Annotated in this window: 11 protein-coding genes; all 11 read left to right on the top strand. The window is 72.9% G+C overall.

What is annotated here, in order from left to right; genetic code table 11:
• The first annotated feature begins 72 nt into the window (after nt 1–72).
• From CCS38_RS15545 to CCS38_RS15495, 11 genes are read left to right on the top strand one after another with little or no spacing between them, the layout of a single operon-like run.
• Nucleotides 73–1392 carry a lysine N(6)-hydroxylase/L-ornithine N(5)-oxygenase family protein gene (locus CCS38_RS15545; protein WP_223733861.1) on the top strand — a complete coding sequence of 440 codons (1320 nt, stop codon included), beginning with the start codon at nt 73–75 and terminating at the stop codon, nt 1390–1392.
• Complete coding sequence (locus tag CCS38_RS15540; RefSeq protein WP_223733860.1) at nt 1392–2462, top strand: NAD(P)/FAD-dependent oxidoreductase; 1071 nt, start codon at nt 1392–1394, stop codon at nt 2460–2462. The genes CCS38_RS15545 and CCS38_RS15540 overlap by 1 nt, the downstream gene beginning before the upstream one ends.
• Nucleotides 2459–4732, top strand: coding sequence for a class I tRNA ligase family protein (locus CCS38_RS15535; RefSeq protein WP_223733859.1), 2274 nt, complete (start codon nt 2459–2461; stop codon nt 4730–4732). Before CCS38_RS15540 ends, CCS38_RS15535 begins: the two co-directional genes overlap by 4 nt.
• On the top strand, nt 4729–8055 hold the full coding sequence (locus CCS38_RS15530; protein ID WP_223733858.1) for a non-ribosomal peptide synthetase: 3327 nt from the start codon (nt 4729–4731) through the stop codon (nt 8053–8055). Before CCS38_RS15535 ends, CCS38_RS15530 begins: the two co-directional genes overlap by 4 nt.
• Nucleotides 8052–9584 carry an AMP-binding protein gene (locus tag CCS38_RS15525; protein WP_223733857.1) on the top strand — a complete coding sequence of 511 codons (1533 nt, stop codon included), beginning with the start codon at nt 8052–8054 and terminating at the stop codon, nt 9582–9584. The genes CCS38_RS15530 and CCS38_RS15525 overlap by 4 nt, the downstream gene beginning before the upstream one ends.
• A complete protein-coding gene (locus tag CCS38_RS15520; protein ID WP_223733856.1) occupies nt 9574–9837 on the top strand; it encodes an acyl carrier protein in 264 nt (87 codons plus the stop codon). Before CCS38_RS15525 ends, CCS38_RS15520 begins: the two co-directional genes overlap by 11 nt.
• A 3-nt stretch (nt 9838–9840) precedes the next feature.
• Nucleotides 9841–10455: a GNAT family N-acetyltransferase gene (locus tag CCS38_RS15515; protein ID WP_223733855.1), complete on the top strand. Its 615-nt coding sequence runs from the start codon at nt 9841–9843 to the stop codon at nt 10453–10455.
• Nucleotides 10456–10463: 8 nt separating this feature from the next.
• Nucleotides 10464–11498 (top strand): C45 family autoproteolytic acyltransferase/hydrolase, encoded by a 1035-nt coding sequence (locus CCS38_RS15510; RefSeq protein ID WP_308050801.1) that lies wholly within the window; start codon nt 10464–10466, stop codon nt 11496–11498.
• 24 nt (nt 11499–11522) lie between these two features.
• A complete protein-coding gene (locus tag CCS38_RS15505) occupies nt 11523–12158 on the top strand; it encodes a 4'-phosphopantetheinyl transferase family protein (RefSeq protein ID WP_223733853.1) in 636 nt (211 codons plus the stop codon).
• Nucleotides 12155–12856: a hypothetical protein gene (locus tag CCS38_RS15500; protein WP_223733852.1), complete on the top strand. Its 702-nt coding sequence runs from the start codon at nt 12155–12157 to the stop codon at nt 12854–12856. Before CCS38_RS15505 ends, CCS38_RS15500 begins: the two co-directional genes overlap by 4 nt.
• 45 nt (nt 12857–12901) lie before the next feature.
• Complete coding sequence (locus CCS38_RS15495) at nt 12902–15073, top strand: RecQ family ATP-dependent DNA helicase (RefSeq protein WP_223733851.1); 2172 nt, start codon at nt 12902–12904, stop codon at nt 15071–15073.
• The last annotated feature ends 7 nt before the right edge of the window (nt 15074–15080 follow it).

Raw genomic sequence — 15080 nt, 5'->3', positions numbered from 1 at the left:
CGCCACATCACACCTCATATCCGGCACGACTCGGCCGGCAGACCGCCGGCATCCGCCTGAAGGAGAGACCTCATGGGGCACGCGAAAAACCGGGCCGATTCCGCGCAGTACCACTGCGTAGGAGTGGGCGTGGGACCTGCCAACCTGAGCCTGGCGTCACTGCTGCACGGCCGCCCGGAGGTGCGCAACCTCTTCCTCGACCGGAAGGCGTCCTTCGGCTGGCACGACGACCAGCAGATACCCGGCACCACCCTGCAGGTGTCGATGTTCAAGGACCTCGTCAGCCTCTCCGATCCGAAGAGCCCGTTCTCCTTCCTGTCCTACCTGCACGACCAGGGACGGGTGTACCACTTCCTCAACGCCCAGTTCGACGACGTGCCGCGGCTGGAGTTCCGCAACTACCTGGCCTGGGCCAGCCGGCGCAACGAGAACGTCGTCTTCGGCGAGACGGTGCAGGAGGTCGACTTCGACGGCGTCTTCACCGTCCGCACCGACCACCGCACCGTGACCGCCGAGAACATCGTCGTCGGCGTGGGCAGCCGGCCGTGGGTCCCGCCGCAGGGCCGCGACCTGCTCGGCCCCACGCAGTTCCACGTCAACGACTACATGAACGCCGCCAAGGACCTGAAGGACAAGCGGGTCGTGGTGGTGGGCGGCGGCCAGTCCGGGGCCGAGGCGTTCCTGGACCTGATCTCGCGCGCGGACGGCGAACTGCCGCGCCGCGTCTCGTGGATCTCCCGGCGCCGCAACTACTTCCCGATCGACGACTCGCCCTTCACCAACGACTACTTCATGCCGTCCCACTCCGACTACTTCTACGGCCTGCCGCCGGAGGCCCGGCAGGCGTTCAACGCGCAGCACATCCTCTCCAGCGACGGCATCTCCGAGTCGACGCTGCGCGACATCTACCAGCGGATCTACGTCCACCGCTTCGTCCAGGGCAACCCCGACCTGGTCGGGCTGCACCCCAACCGCGAGGTCGTCGAGGTGACGGCGGCGGACGCGGGCGGCTGGGACATCAGCGTCCGGCACAACGACGAGCCCGGCGCCACCGAGCACTTCGAGGCGGACATCGTCGTCTGGGCCACCGGCTTCCGGCCCGCGCGGATGGACTTCCTCGCCCCGATCGCCGACCGGCTGGAACGGCACGGCGACGAGCTGAGCATCGACGAGGACTTCGCGGTGCGCTGGGACGGCCCGGCCGACCGCAACATCTTCGTCCAGAACGCCGCCCGCGGTCAGCGCGGCCTCGCCGACCCCAACCTCAGCCTGAACGCCTGGCGCAGCCAGCGCATCGCCGACCGGCTGAGCGGGGTGCGCAGCGACGAGCAGCTGGCGTCGTTCATCGAGTGGTCGTCCAAGGCCGGCGCCAAGGTCCTGTGGGGCGCGTGATGGCGCGCAACAGCACCGACTTCGCCGTGGTCGGCGGCGGCGTGCTCGGCTGCCTGATCACCCGGGAGATCCTGGCCCGTACTCCGGACGCCTCCGTGGTCCTGCTGGAGCGGGACGCGGTCGGCAGCGGCGCCAGCCGCCGCTCGGCCGGCCTGCACTTCCCCCGCGGCTCCTCGGAGCGGGTCCGCGCGATGGCCGCGTACAGCCAGGACCACTACGCCGCGCTCAAGGCCGCCCGGCCCGAACTGCCCGTGCACCGCCTGGACATGACGGTCATCGCCGACGCGTCGCAGGAGGCGCGGCTGCGCGAGACCTATCTGCCCGAGGCGAAGCTCCGGCCCGTCGCGGAGGTGGCCGGGGGCATCGCCCGGGTGCCCGAGGGCAAGGCCGCGTGGGAGGGCGACGGCTGCCAGTACGCGGACGTGCACGCGCTCACCCAGCTGCTGGCCCGTGACCTGCGGCGGACCGCCGAGTTCCGCGAGGGCGTCGCGGTCACCGGCCTGAGCTCTGGACCCGGCGCGGTGGAGCTGGCCCTGGGCACCGGCGACACCCTGACCGCCGGACATGTCGTCCTGGCCCCTGGCCCCTGGCTCGCGGCCCCCGCCTGGCGGGACCTCGTCGCACCGCTGGGCGCCCGGGTGAAGAAGATCGTGGCCCTGCACATCGAGGTACCGCCGGCCCCCGGCGACCGGGCGGTCGTCTTCCAGGACGAGGACGCCTTCCTGCTGCCCTACCACGAGCGCGGGCACTGGCTGTTCAGCTACACCTGCCAGGAGTGGGACGTCGACCCGGACACCCTGCCCACCGGCATCTCCGCGGCGGACCGGCGCGAGGCGCTGGACGTACTCGCCCGCTACGCGGCCCAGTTGGCGGACCGCTGCGTATCGGGCCGCGTCTTCTGCGACGCCTACGGGCCCGGCATGCAGCCGCTCGTACGCCCGCTCACCGACGACGGGCGGCTCGTCTTCGCGGGCGCCGCCAACGGCTCCGGATACCGGCTCGCCCCCGCCATCGCGGCCGAGACCGCCGGCCTTCTCCCCCTTCCCTCCCAGCGAAAGGACGCGGCGTGATCATCAACACGTACGACGACACGGCCCTCCACGAGGCGTTCGGCATCGACATGAGCGACATCGAGGGCCTGGGCGTGGGCGCGGGCTGGGGGCGGGTGGCGCCCGGCCGCAGCTCGGACAGCCACCAGCACGACGAGACCGAGTTCTTCGTGATCGTCGCGGGGCGCGGCGAGTTCCTCGTCGACGGACAGCGCTACCCGGCCGCGCCCGGCACGGTGGCCCTCTTCGAGCCCTTCGAGTCCCACGTCCTGGAAAACACCGGCGACACCGACGTGGTCTTCCTGACGCAGTACTGGCGCGACCCGTCCCGCGCCCTGACCTCGGCCGAAAACACGGCGCGCACCACCTTCGGCGAGCGCCCGGTCTTCGTCTTCTCCACCCCGCCGACCCCCAACGGCGACCTGCACCTCGGGCACCTCTCGGGCCCGTATCTCGGCGCCGACGCCTACGTCCGCCACCAGCGGATGAACGGCACCAAGGCGTGGCACCTGACGGGCAGCGACGACTACCAGAGCTATGTCGTGGGCGCGGCGCGCGCCGAGGACCGCGAGCCGGCGGAGACCGCGGCGCACTACAGCGCCGAGATCGCCCGGACGCTGGCCCTGATGGACATCGTCCCCGACCAGTTCACCGTCACCGACAACGACCCGGCCTACCGCCCCGGCCTGCAGGACTTCTTCTCCCGCGTGGTCTCCTCGGGCACGGTGCAGGTCACCGAGACCGAGGCCCTGTTCGACGCGGAGAGCGGGCAGTACCTCTACGAGGTCGACGTCAAGGGCGGCTGCCCGGCGTGCGGTTCGGGCACCAGCGGCAACATCTGCGAGGAGTGCGGCGAGCCCAACACCGTCACCGACCTGGTCGACCCGGCCTCCGCGCGCTCGGCCGCGACGCCGCGCAGCGCCCCGGTCGCCCGCTGGTCGCTGCCGCTGCACACCTTCCGCGAGCAGGTCGCCGAGCACCACCGCCTGGGCCGCGTCCCGGCCCGGCTGCGCGAGCTGAGCGACCGGCTCTTCCGCCGCGCGAGCCTGGACATCCCCGTCAGCCATCCCTCCGACTGGGGCGTCCCGCCGGCCGAGCAGGACGTGACCGGGCAGGTCATCTGGGTCTGGCCGGAGATGTCGTACGGCTTCCTGCACGGCATCCAGTCGCTCGGCGCGCGCCTGGGCGAGAAGTGGAAGGCCGCCGAGCCGCAGCAGGACTGGAAGGTCGTCCACTTCTTCGGCTACGACAACAGCTTCTACCACTCGGTGCTCTACCCGGCCCTCTACCGGCTGGCCCACCCCGGCTGGAAGCCCGACATCGACTACCACGTCAACGAGTTCTACCTGCTGGAGGGCAGCAAGTTCTCCACCAGCCGGCGGCACGCCATCTGGGGCAAGGAGATCCTCGGCCCGGACTCCGTCGACGCCGTCCGCTACTTCCTCGCGGCCACCCGCCCCGAGGGCCGGCGCACCAACTTCCAGCGCGCGGCGTACGAGACGACGCTCGACGAGACCCTGATCGGCACCTGGCAGAGCTGGCTGAACGACCTCGGGACGCGGATCGGCAAGCGGTACGGCGGACAGGCACCGGACGCCGGTACCTGGACGCCGGAGCACTCCGCTTTCCTCGCCCGGCTCGGCGCCCGGCTCGCCGCGGTCACCGGCAGCCTCGGCTCCGAGGGCTTTTCGCTCAACCAGGCGGCCGCCGAACTGGACGGCATCGTCACGGACACCCTGCGCTTCTCCCGCCAGGAGGCCCTCCTCGCGGAGACCGCGGGCTGGGAGAGCGAGGCCCGTACCGCCATCGCCCTGGAACTGGCCGCTGCCCGCCTCCTCGCGCACGCCGCGGCGCCCGTCATGCCCCGCTTCGCCGCGCGGCTCGCCGAGGCGCTCGGACTGCCCGAGCCGGCCGTGTGGCCGCGCACCGTGGAGCTGGTGCCCCCGGAGAGCGAGATCCGCCTCGCCGACGCCGTCTTCTTCCGGCCGACCGCCGCCGCGCCCCGCCGCGTCCACACCGGCCCGCAGCTGGTGCCGTGGCTGACCTCGCTGGTCGGCGCGGCACTGCAGCTCCCCGCCGACGCGGTGGCGAGCGACAGCAACCTGAGCCAGCTGGGCACCAGTTCGCTGCAGGCCGTGACGTTGCAGTACCAGATCCTGGAGGCGCTGGACGTGGACGTCACCGTCGAGGAGCTGCTCGGCAGCCACGACGTCAACGGCCTGGCCGCGCTGATCGAGGAGCGTGCCGACGAGGCCGCCGTCACCGCGCTGACCGAGGAGGGCGCCCGATGAACTACCGCGACGTCCTGCGCGAGATCGACAGCCGGGGCCTGTCCGTCTCCCTCTCCGGCAACGATCTGCGGCTCCAAGGCGGCCGTGAGCGGATGGACCCCGACTTCATCGCGCTCGTCAAGAGCATGAAGGAGGAGCTGGTCGCGCATCTGGCGGAGGAGGAGCGGCACGGCCCGGGCTTCCCGCTGACCCCGCTGCAGCGGGCCTACTTCCTGGGCCGCAGCGGCATCTTCGAGATCGGCGACATCTCCAGCCACGTCTACCACGAGTTCGAGGGCGTGTGGGACGTGGACCGGCTGGAGTCGGCCCTCGAAGCGGTCGTGGACGCGCACAGCGCGCTGCGCTCCCGCTTCGTCTCGGACGACCGGCAGGTCACCGAGTTCCGCCAGCACCGGCCGCGGATCAGCCGCCTCGACCTGCGCGGCGAGAGCCCCGAGGAACAGGAGCGCCTCCGCGCCGCGCTGCGCGAGGAACGCTCCCACCGCGTGGTCGCCGCCGACCAGGTACCGCTGATCGCCGCGGACGTGACGGTCCTCGCCGACGACCGCATGGTGCTGCACGTCAGCCACGACGGGCTGGTCATGGACGGGATCAGCATGTTCCTGTTCTTCCGCGCCTGGTGGCGGGAGTACCGGGACGGCCCCGACGACAGCGCGCCGGGCGAGCTGCCGTACGAGGAGTACGTGGCGGCCCTGCAGGCCGGGCGGGAGAAGGCACCGGCCCGCCGCTCCCGCGAGTACTGGCTGGCGCGCGTGGACGACCTCGCGCCCCACCCGGACCTGCCGCTCGCCACCAGCCCGTCGGCGCTGACCACCACCCGCTTCTCGCAGCGCCAGGTGCGGCTGGACGAGCGGGCCTGGACGGCGCTGAAGGAGCGGGCCGCGTTCGCCGGGCTGACGCCGTCGGCCCTGCTGCTCGCGGCGTACGCGGAAACGCTCTCCGTCTGGGGCGCGGGCCCGCGCTTCACCCTCACCACCACCGTGGCCAACCGGCCGCCCATCCACCCGCGGGTCTTCGAGGCCATCGGGAACTTCTCGGACACGATCCTGGTCGAGGCGGAGGTCGACCGCTCCCGCACCTTCGAGGAGCGGGCCCGCGCGCTGCAGGCCCGGCTCCGCAGCGACCTGGACCACCGGCACTTCTCCGGCAGCGAGGTCATGCAGGAACTGGCGCGCCGGCGCGGCGGCGTGGCGGGCGCCCGGATGCCCTTCACGTTCAACAGCGCCATCGGCCACGTCAACGGCGAGGTCGACGGCTCCGCGCTGGAGCTGTTCGGGCCGGAGGTCTTCAGCGTCAGCCAGACCCCGCAGGTGTGGCTGAACGCCTTCGCCATGGAGCAGCACGGCGGCCTCGTCGTCCAGCTCGACGGGATCGACGAGCTGTTCCCGGAGAGCCTGCTGGACGATGTCGCCCAGGGGTACGGCACGCTGCTCGACACGCTGGCGGACGAGGCCGCCTGGCAGCGGCACACCTTCGACCTGCTGCCCGCCGCCCAGCGCGAGCGGCGCCGCGCGGCCAACGACACCGCCGTACCGCTGCCGGAGGAGCTGCTCGGCGACGCCTTCGCCGCCCAGGCCCGGCGCACGCCGGACGCCCCCGCGATCCTCACCTCGGACGCGGAGATCAGCTACGGCGAGCTGCTGCGCCGCGCGGCCGCGGCGGCACAGTGGCTGCGGGAGCGGGGCGTCGGCAGGGACGAGCTGGTCGGCCTGGTGATGGGCCGCGGGCCCGAGCAGATCGTCGGCATCCTCGCCACCGTCCTCGCCGGGGCCGCCTATCTGCCCGTCGACGGGGCCCTGCCCGCCGAGCGGCAGCGCTACATGCTGCGCGACGGCAAGGTCCGCCAGGTACTCACCAACCTCGACTGGCAGGACCCGGACGGCGAACGGGACGTCCTCCGACTCGATGTGACGACCCCTCAGGACGGGACGGCCGAACTGCCCGCCCGGCTGCCCGGCTCCTCCCCCGACGACCTCGCGTACGTGCTCTACACCTCCGGCACGACCGGCGCGCCCAAGGGCGTCATGGTCAGCCACCGCAACGTCGCGAACGTCGTCGCCGACTGCCACAAGCGCTTCGCCATCACCCCGGACGACCGGTTCTTCGCCATCAGCGCGTTCAACTTCGACCTGTCGGTGTGGGACGTCTTCGGCGCGCTGTCCGCCGGGGCCGCGCTGGTGATGCCCGACCGGGACCGGGCGGTCGACCCGGCCCACTGGCTCGACCTGTGCCGGAGCGCCGGGGTGACCGTGTGGAACTCCGTGCCCGCCATCGTGTCGATGCTGCACGACCAGGCCGTCGCCGACGAGGTGGTACCGCCCGCGCTGCGTCTGGTGATGATGAGCGGCGACCGCATCCCGCCGGCGCTGCCCGCCGCGCTGCGCCGCCTCAGGTCCGGCCTCGACGTCGTCTCGCTCGGCGGCCCGACCGAGACGACGATCTGGAACATCCTGCACCGGGTCGGCCCCGAGGAGGACGGCAGCCGGTCCATCCCGTACGGCCGGCCCAACGCCAACAACCGCGCGTACGTCCTGGACCGGGACGGGCTGGACGCCCCCGACTGGGTGACCGGCGAGATCTGCGCGGCGGGCACCGGGCTGGCGCGTGGCTACTGGGGCGACGAGGAGCGCACCGCCGAGCGGTTCGGATACGACCCGCGGCGCAACGAACGCCTCTACCGCACCGGTGACCTGGGCCGGTACCTGCCCGACGGCTCCATCGCGATCCTCGGCCGCAGCGACTTCCAGATCAAGGTCAACGGCTACCGCATCGAGGCCGGCGAGGTCGAGACGCGGCTGGTCGCCCTGGACTCCGTGGCCAAGGCCGTGGTCGCCAGCCGGCCCGGCGCGCGGGGCGACCGCCTGGTGGCCCACCTCGTACCGAGCGGTGACGCCCGGCCCACCGAGGCCGAGCTGCGCGAAGCCCTCCGCCGCGACCTGCCCGACTACATGGTCCCGACGGCGATCATCTGGCACGCCGATCTGCCGCTCACCAGGAACGGCAAGGTGGACCGCGGCAAGCTCGCCGAGACCGCCGTCGAGGAGGCGGCGCCCGCGGCGGAGGCCCCGCGCGGCGGCGGCGAGCCCACGACGGACACCGAGAAGGCGCTGGTCGAGATCTGGTCCACGGTGCTGCGCGGGGCCCGCGTCGGCATCCACGACAGCCTGCGGGCGCTCGGCGGCGACTCCATCGCGGCGGCCCGCATTCTCACCGCCGTACGCAAGCGGTTCGGGGTCACCATCCCGCTCGACGTGATGGCCGACCTGGACACCGTCGCCGCGATGGCCACGGCCCTGGCACCGGAAGAGGAGCAGGCACGGTGACCGACCACTCGTTCATCCAGCACATCGTCTCCCACCCGCCGCTCGGCGGCCGGATCGCCTTCTCCCGCCTGGACGGTACGGAGAGCCTCGGCCTGCCGGAGCTGTACGAGCGGGCCGGCCGACTGGCGCGCCGGCTGCGCGCGCGGGGCATCGGCCCGGGCGACCGGATCGGCATCCTGGCCGCCAACAGCCTCGAATGGGTACTGCTGGACCTCGCCGCGCTGCTCCTGAAGGCGGAGACCGCCGGACTGGAGCCCGGCAAGTTCACGCCCTCGGCGGAGCTGATGGCGCGGTACGACATCACGCTGCTCTTCACCGACCAGCCCACGGACGCCCCCGGGGCCGTGCCGATCGGTGAGGTCCGGGCACTCGCGGAAGAGCCGGCGGGCGCGGACGAGGACACCGCGCTGCCGACGGTCCACTGGGCACCGCGGGACGTGACCACGATCAAGTTCACCTCCGGCAGCACCGGCACGCCCAAGGGGCTCGGCGCGACCGTCGGCAGCATCGACAGCTCGCTGGCCGCGGTGCAGGAGATCTTCGAACACAAGCCGGGGGACGACCTGTTCGTCTTCCTGCCGCTCTCGCTGCTCCAACAGCGCTACTGGGTCTACTCGGCGCTGGTGCACGGCCACGACCTCACGATCAGCACGTACGAGTCGGCCTTCGCGGCGCTGCGCCGCGTCCGGCCCACCGTCGTCATGGGCGTACCGGCCTTCTACGAGACGGCCAAGCGCCAGGTGGAGGCCCGGCTGCGCCGCTCCGGCGGCCCCCGGACGGTCCAGGAGGCGGCCCGCCACCTCTTCGGCGACCGGATCCGCTACCTGTGGACCGGTTCCGCGCCGGCCGACGCGGCGATGCTGCGCTTCTTCCACGACGCCGGGCTGCCCATCTATGAGGGCTACGGGCTCAACGAAACCTGCATCGTCACCAAGAACCACCCCGGCGCCCACCGCGCCGGCAGCGTCGGCAAGGTACTGCGCGGCAAGGAAGTCCTGGTGGACGAGGACGGCGTCATCCGGGTGCGCAGCGACCACCCGGTCAACTACCGTTACGCGTATGCCGAACCGGGTGCTTCCGAGCGGATGTTCGCCCCGGACGGCACCGTACGGACCGGCGACCTCGGCCACCTCGACGAGGACGGCTTCCTCTTCATCCGCGGCCGCGCCGACGACGTCATCGTCCTGGACAACGGGAAGAAGATCGTCGTCCGGCCGATCGAGGAGCACATGAGGACCAGCCCGGCGATCGCCGAGTGCGTCCTGTTCTGCCCCGCGCAGACCGACCTGGTCGCCGTCGTCTCCCCGGCCACCGTGCCCGCCGACCGGGACGCCATCGAGGCGCAGCTCGCCCTGACCAACGCAGCCCGCACCGCGGACGAGCGGATCAGCCGGGTCGTGATCGCCGACGCGCCCTTCAGCATCGACAACGGCCTGCTCACGTCCCAGTACAAGCCCAAGCGCAAGCAGATCCTCGCCACTTACCACGCCGGTATCCACGACAGTAAGGAAGGCATCCATGCGGCCTGACATCGAGAGCGCGGCCAGGGAGTCCCTCTCCGCGGTACTGGACCCCGAGGTCGCCCCCGACGACCTCGACCTCGACGCGGACATGGCCGGCACCTACGGCCTGACCTCGCTCAACAAGGTCCTCTTCCTGACCGAGGTGTGCGAGGCGACCGATGTCGACCTCGCGAACTTCACCGAGCACGACCTCGCCGAGATGCGCACCCTGCGCAGCGTCGCCGAGTCCCTGTCCCGACTCACGAAGAAGGTGGCCTGAACCATGGCCTGGAACGAGAACGCCGCGGTGGTCCTGGAGAACGAGCACGTCCTGCTGCGACCGGTCACCGAAGCGGACCGCGAGGCCGTGCGGGCCGTCGCGATGGACCCCGACATCTGGAAGTACTTCGTCTCCGCCGTCGAGACCGACGCGGACTTCGAGAAGTTCTTCGACACCTGCCTCGCCGACCAGGCCGCCGGCCGCCGCGTCGTCCACATCATCACCGACAAGACCACCGGCCGGGTCGCCGGCAGCATGAGCTACGGCAACATGGCCGAGGCCGACCGGCGACTGGAGATCGGCTGGTCCTGGCTGGGCCGCGACTTCCGGGGCCAGGGCATCAACCGCTGGGCGAAGTACCTGCTCCTGGAGCACGCCTTCGAGCAGCTGGGCGCCGAGCGCGTGGAGTTCAAGACCGACATCCTCAACACCCAGGCGCGCCGCGGCCTGCGCAACATCGGCGCCGTGGAGGAAGGCACCCTGCGCAGCTACAACTTCATGCCCGGCGGGCGCCGCCGCGACGCGATCTTCTACAGCGTCCTGCGCGCCGAATGGCCCCGCGTGAAGAACGAGCTGGCCACCAAGCCGAAGGTCGCCCAGCTGGACGCCGTCGGATGACGCCGGGCGTGGGCATTCCCTTCCTTCGCGCGCCCGGCGGCCCGTTCGCCGCCGGGCGGGCCCATGGTGAGGCCCTCGCCGGTCCGTTGCGTGCCTTCCTCGACGACTCGCTCGCCCGGCTGAACAAGGTCATGCCGGAGCCGGTCTCCCTGGACGGGCTGCTGCCGTCGATCGCCGCCTACCGGGCGGCGGTCGCGGCGGCCACGCCCGAACTGGCCGAGGAGGTCGCGGGGCTCGCGGCCGGCGCCGGGATCACGCCGGACGAGGCATGGCTGCTCCAGCTGCGCCGGGAGATCATGGGGTACCGCAAGGTGCCCACGGCGGGCGACTGCACGACGTACGCCCGCACCGGCGCGGCCGGCCCCGTCCTCGCGCAGACCGTCGACCTCAACGGCAACCTGGACGACTACCTCGGCGTGCTGGAGGTCGCCCGGACCGGGTCCCCGCGCCGCTCGCTCGTCCTCAGCTTCGGCGGCCTGCTCGGCTACCTGGGGCTGAACAGCGACGGCCTCGCGGTCGGGCTCAACCTGGTACTGGGCGGCGACTGGCACCCCGGAGTACCGCCCTACCTCGCCATCCGGCATCTGCTGGACACGGCACGGGACGTCCCGCAGGCCCTGGAGATCCTGCGCGGCCTGCCCCTGGCGAGCTCCCGGACGCTCGTCCTGTGCGACCGGGAACGGGTCGCCGTCGTGGAGATCCTGGGCGACGAACTGAGGGTCACCGAGGGGGCGGAGACGGCGCACACCAACCACTTCCTGCACCCGGACTTCGTACCGTTCGACGAGATCAACGTGTTCGCCCGCAACTCGTCCGTGCGCCGGCTGAAGGCGGCCACCGCCGGGCTCGCCGAACTGCCCCCGGGGTGCGGCGCCGAGGACCACTTCGGACTGCTGTCGCAACCGCCGATCTGCGTACCGGACCGGGGCGACATCCGCGGCGAACGCACCGTCGCCGCGGTGGTGATGCTGCCGTCCCGGGGCGAGCTGCACGTACGGCCCGGCGATCCGTCGCTCTCCGCCACGCAGGTCTTCAGGCTGTAGCGGGAGTGGAGAGAGGTGAAGCCCGTGGACGTCTGGGTGGTGGACCTGGACGGTGAGGGCGGCTCGGACGGCTTGGCGGCGCGCCCCACGGAGGAGGAGAGGCGGCGGGCCGCGGCCCTTACGGACGCGGTCGCGGCCCGCCGCTTCCTCCGCTCCCGGCTGGTGGTGCGCGACCTGCTGGGCCGGCGGCTGGGGGTGCCCCCGGCGAGCCTGCGCGTCGCGTACACGCCGTCCGGCAAGCCGTATCTGCCGGACCATCCGGAGCAGCACATCAGCTGGTCGCGGTCCGGCCGGCTGCTGCTGGCCGGTGCGGACGACAAGCCCGTGGGCGTGGACATCGAGCGGCTGCGGCCCGTCCCCGCGGCCCTGGACGTGCTCGCCACGGTGTACCCGGCCCTGCCGGCGACCGCCGAGCCCGCGGCGTTCCTTCCCGCGTGGACGCTGCTGGAGGCCGCCGTGAAGGCGACCGGGCGCGGCCTGGCCAGGGGCGCGGCGGAGGTCGGCCTCGCGCTCGGCCCCGGGGGCGCGGTCACCTTGCGCGGCATCTCGGGGCACGGGCCGGGAGGCTGGTACGGGCGTACGGAGGTGTTGCCGGCGCGCGACGGGCTTCCCGGGGCCGTGACGGCCGTCGTCAGCCGGATCGGGAATGAGGGGAAATGACCGCAGCGCTCGGGAGCTCCGGACGGCTTCACCTGCACGTACTCGCCCTGAACGTCACCGCCGCCGACCTGTCCGCCGCGGTCTCTCGGGTACTGACCGGCCGGGCCGTGCAGCACGCGGGCGTCAGCGCCGAGGTGACGGATGCCTGGGACGGGCCGGAACTGCGGCTGTCCTGCGAAGACGCACGGGCGGTCGCGCCGGGGGCCGGGCGGCTGTTGAGGGAGATCGCTGCGGCGGCGGGCGCGGATCGTGCGGCTCCGGAGGCCGGTCATGAGGCCGGCCCCGAGGAGGATCACATCCCGTATCGCGCCTGGCAGGCCCTCATGGCCCACTGGCAGATCGCCGACGGCGCACGCGCGGAGATCACCACGCCGGGTCTCCTCGCGGGCTCGGCCGAGGCGCCGGTCTGCTCCGAGGAGCCGGTCTTCGTCTTCGACCATGTGGGCCCTCCGGTGCCGCCACCCGGCTGGCGGCTGCTCTCCTGGTACGCGCCGGACGCCGGCACCTATCACTGCTCGGTACGGCCCACGCCGTCCGGCCGTCGTCTGAAGGTCGGCTCACCCCGCCCCGGAGAGCGGAAACGGGCCGCCGAGCTGCTCCGCGCCTGGCAGTCCGTGACCACCGAACTGGCCGCCTCCCCCGGCCTGCCCCTCTCCGCACTGCACGTGCCACCGCGGCGGCTCGTCCTCGGGGGCTGAGGTGCCGGTTCGCCGGTTGTCAGTGGGATGCGCTTGCATGGGTGCATGGACGACACGAACGACGGAACCCTGCGGCAGGCGGCCGACGCGGTGCTGGCCCGCCTCGTCGGCGCCCCGGCGGGCACGGCCCGGCTGCGCGAGGACCAGTGGCGGGCGATCGAGGCGCTGGTCGCCGAGCACCGCCGGGCGCTGGTGGTGCAGCGCACGGGCTGGGGCAAGTCGGCCGTGTACTTCGTCGCGACCGCCCTGCTGCGGGAGCGCGGCAGCGGCCCGACGGTGATCGTCTCGCCGCTGCTGGCGCTGATGCGGAACCAGGTCGAGGCGGCCGCCCGGGCAGGCATCCGCGCCCGCACGATCAATTCCTCGAACACCGAGGAGTGGGACACCGTCCAGGCCGAGGTGGCGGCCGGCGAGGTGGACGTGCTGCTGGTCAGCCCGGAGCGGCTGAACAACCCGGACTTCCGCGACCAGGTGCTGCCCAAGCTCGCCGCGGCGACCGGCCTGCTGGTGGTGGACGAGGCGCACTGCATCTCGGACTGGGGCCACGACTTCCGGCCCGACTACCGCCGGCTGCGCACGATGCTCGCCGACCTGCCGCCGGGCGTGCCCGTACTGGCCACGACGGCGACGGCCAACGCCCGGGTGACGGCCGATGTCGCCGAACAGCTCGGCACCGGCGGCGGCACGGACGCGCTGGTCCTGCGCGGCCCGCTGGACCGGGAGAGCCTGAGCCTCGGCGTGCTCCGGCTGCCCGACGCCGCGCACCGCATGGCCTGGCTCGCCGAGCATCTGAACGACCTCCCGGGCTCCGGGATCATCTACACCCTCACGGTGGCCGCCGCCGAGGAGGTCACGGCCTTCCTGCGGCAGTGCGGGCACACGGTCGCCTCGTACACGGGCAAGACCGAGAACGCCGACCGCCAGCAGGCCGAGGAGGACCTGCTCGGCAACCGCGTCAAGGCGCTGGTCGCCACCTCCGCGCTCGGCATGGGCTTCGACAAGCCCGACCTCGGCTTCGTCGTCCACCTCGGCTCGCCCTCCTCCCCCATCGCCTACTACCAGCAGGTGGGCCGTGCAGGGCGCGGTGTGGAGCACGCCGAGGTGCTGCTGCTGCCCGGCCGGGAGGACGAGGCGATCTGGGCGTACTTCGCGTCCATCGCCTTCCCGCCCGAGGAGCTCGTGCGCCGGACGATCGACGTGCTCGCCGGTGCCGACCGGCCGCTGTCGCTGCCCGCGCTGGAGCCCCTCGTGGAGCTGCGCCGCTCCCGCCTGGAGACGATGCTCAAGGTCCTGGACGTGGACGGCGCGGTCCGCCGGGTCAAGGGCGGCTGGACCGCCACGGGACAGCCGTGGACGTACGACGCGGAGCGGTACGCCTGGGTGGCGAAGCAGCGCGAGGCCGAGCAGCAGGCGATGCGCGAGTACGCCACGACGGACGGCTGCCGGATGGAGTTCCTGCAGCGGCAGCTGGACGACGAGGGCGCGGCGCCGTGCGGCCGCTGCGACAACTGCGCGGGGCCGCGCTTCACCGCCGAGGTCTCCCCCGCCGCGCTGGACGCGGCGCGCGGCGAGCTGGGCCGCGCGGGCGTCGTCGTGGAGCCGCGCCGGATGTGGCCGACGGGGCTCCCGGCGATCGGCGTCGATCTCAAGGGTCGCATTCCGGCAGGTGAACAGGCGTCGGCGGGGCGGGCCCTCGGCCGGCTCTCGGACATCGGCTGGGGCAATCGGCTGCGCCCGCTCCTGACCCCGCAGGCGCCGGACGGTCCGGTACCGGCCGACGTGCTCGACGCCGTGGTCGGGGTGCTGGCCGACTGGGCGAAGGGGCCGGGCGGCTGGGCGAGCGGCGATCCGGAGGCGCCCGCCCGGCCGGTGGGCGTCGTCACCATGGCGTCCCGCACGCGTCCCCAGCTGGTCCAGTCCCTCGGTGCCCGGGTCGCCGAGATCGGCAGGATGCCGCTGCTGGGATCGATCGCGTATGCGGCAGGGGCCGACGAGACGCAGCTGCCGCGGTCCAACAGCGCCCAGCGGCTGCGTGCCCTGAACGGGGCGCTGACGGTGCCGCCGCAGCTGGCCGAGGCGTTGCGCGCCGCCGACGGCCCGGTACTCCTGGTGGACGACGCGACCGAGACCGGCTGGACGCTCGCGGTGGCCGCGCGGCTGCTGCGCCGGGCGGGGGCGGGAGGTGTGCTGCCGCTGGTGCTGGCGGTACAGAGCTGATCACGGG

Source organism: Streptomyces purpurogeneiscleroticus (assembly GCF_020024005.1).
Lineage (GTDB): Bacteria > Actinomycetota > Actinomycetes > Streptomycetales > Streptomycetaceae > Streptomyces > Streptomyces purpurogeneiscleroticus.
The sequence above is the reverse complement of the archived record's forward strand: the minus strand, read 5'-3'. Positions and strand labels throughout refer to the sequence as shown.

What these genes read in the sequence shown, in the direction of transcription:
- CCS38_RS15540 (WP_223733860.1), top strand. Translation starts at nt 1,392, where the DNA reads ATGGCGCGCAACAGCACCGACTTCGCCGTGGTCGGCGGCGGCGTGCTC.
- CCS38_RS15515 (WP_223733855.1), top strand. Translation starts at nt 9,841, where the DNA reads ATGGCCTGGAACGAGAACGCCGCGGTGGTCCTGGAGAACGAGCACGTC.
- CCS38_RS15495 (WP_223733851.1), top strand. Translation starts at nt 12,902, where the DNA reads ATGGACGACACGAACGACGGAACCCTGCGGCAGGCGGCCGACGCGGTG.
- CCS38_RS15530 (WP_223733858.1), top strand. Translation starts at nt 4,729, where the DNA reads ATGAACTACCGCGACGTCCTGCGCGAGATCGACAGCCGGGGCCTGTCC.
- CCS38_RS15500 (WP_223733852.1), top strand. Translation starts at nt 12,155, where the DNA reads ATGACCGCAGCGCTCGGGAGCTCCGGACGGCTTCACCTGCACGTACTC.
- CCS38_RS15545 (WP_223733861.1), top strand. Translation starts at nt 73, where the DNA reads ATGGGGCACGCGAAAAACCGGGCCGATTCCGCGCAGTACCACTGCGTA.
- CCS38_RS15520 (WP_223733856.1), top strand. Translation starts at nt 9,574, where the DNA reads ATGCGGCCTGACATCGAGAGCGCGGCCAGGGAGTCCCTCTCCGCGGTA.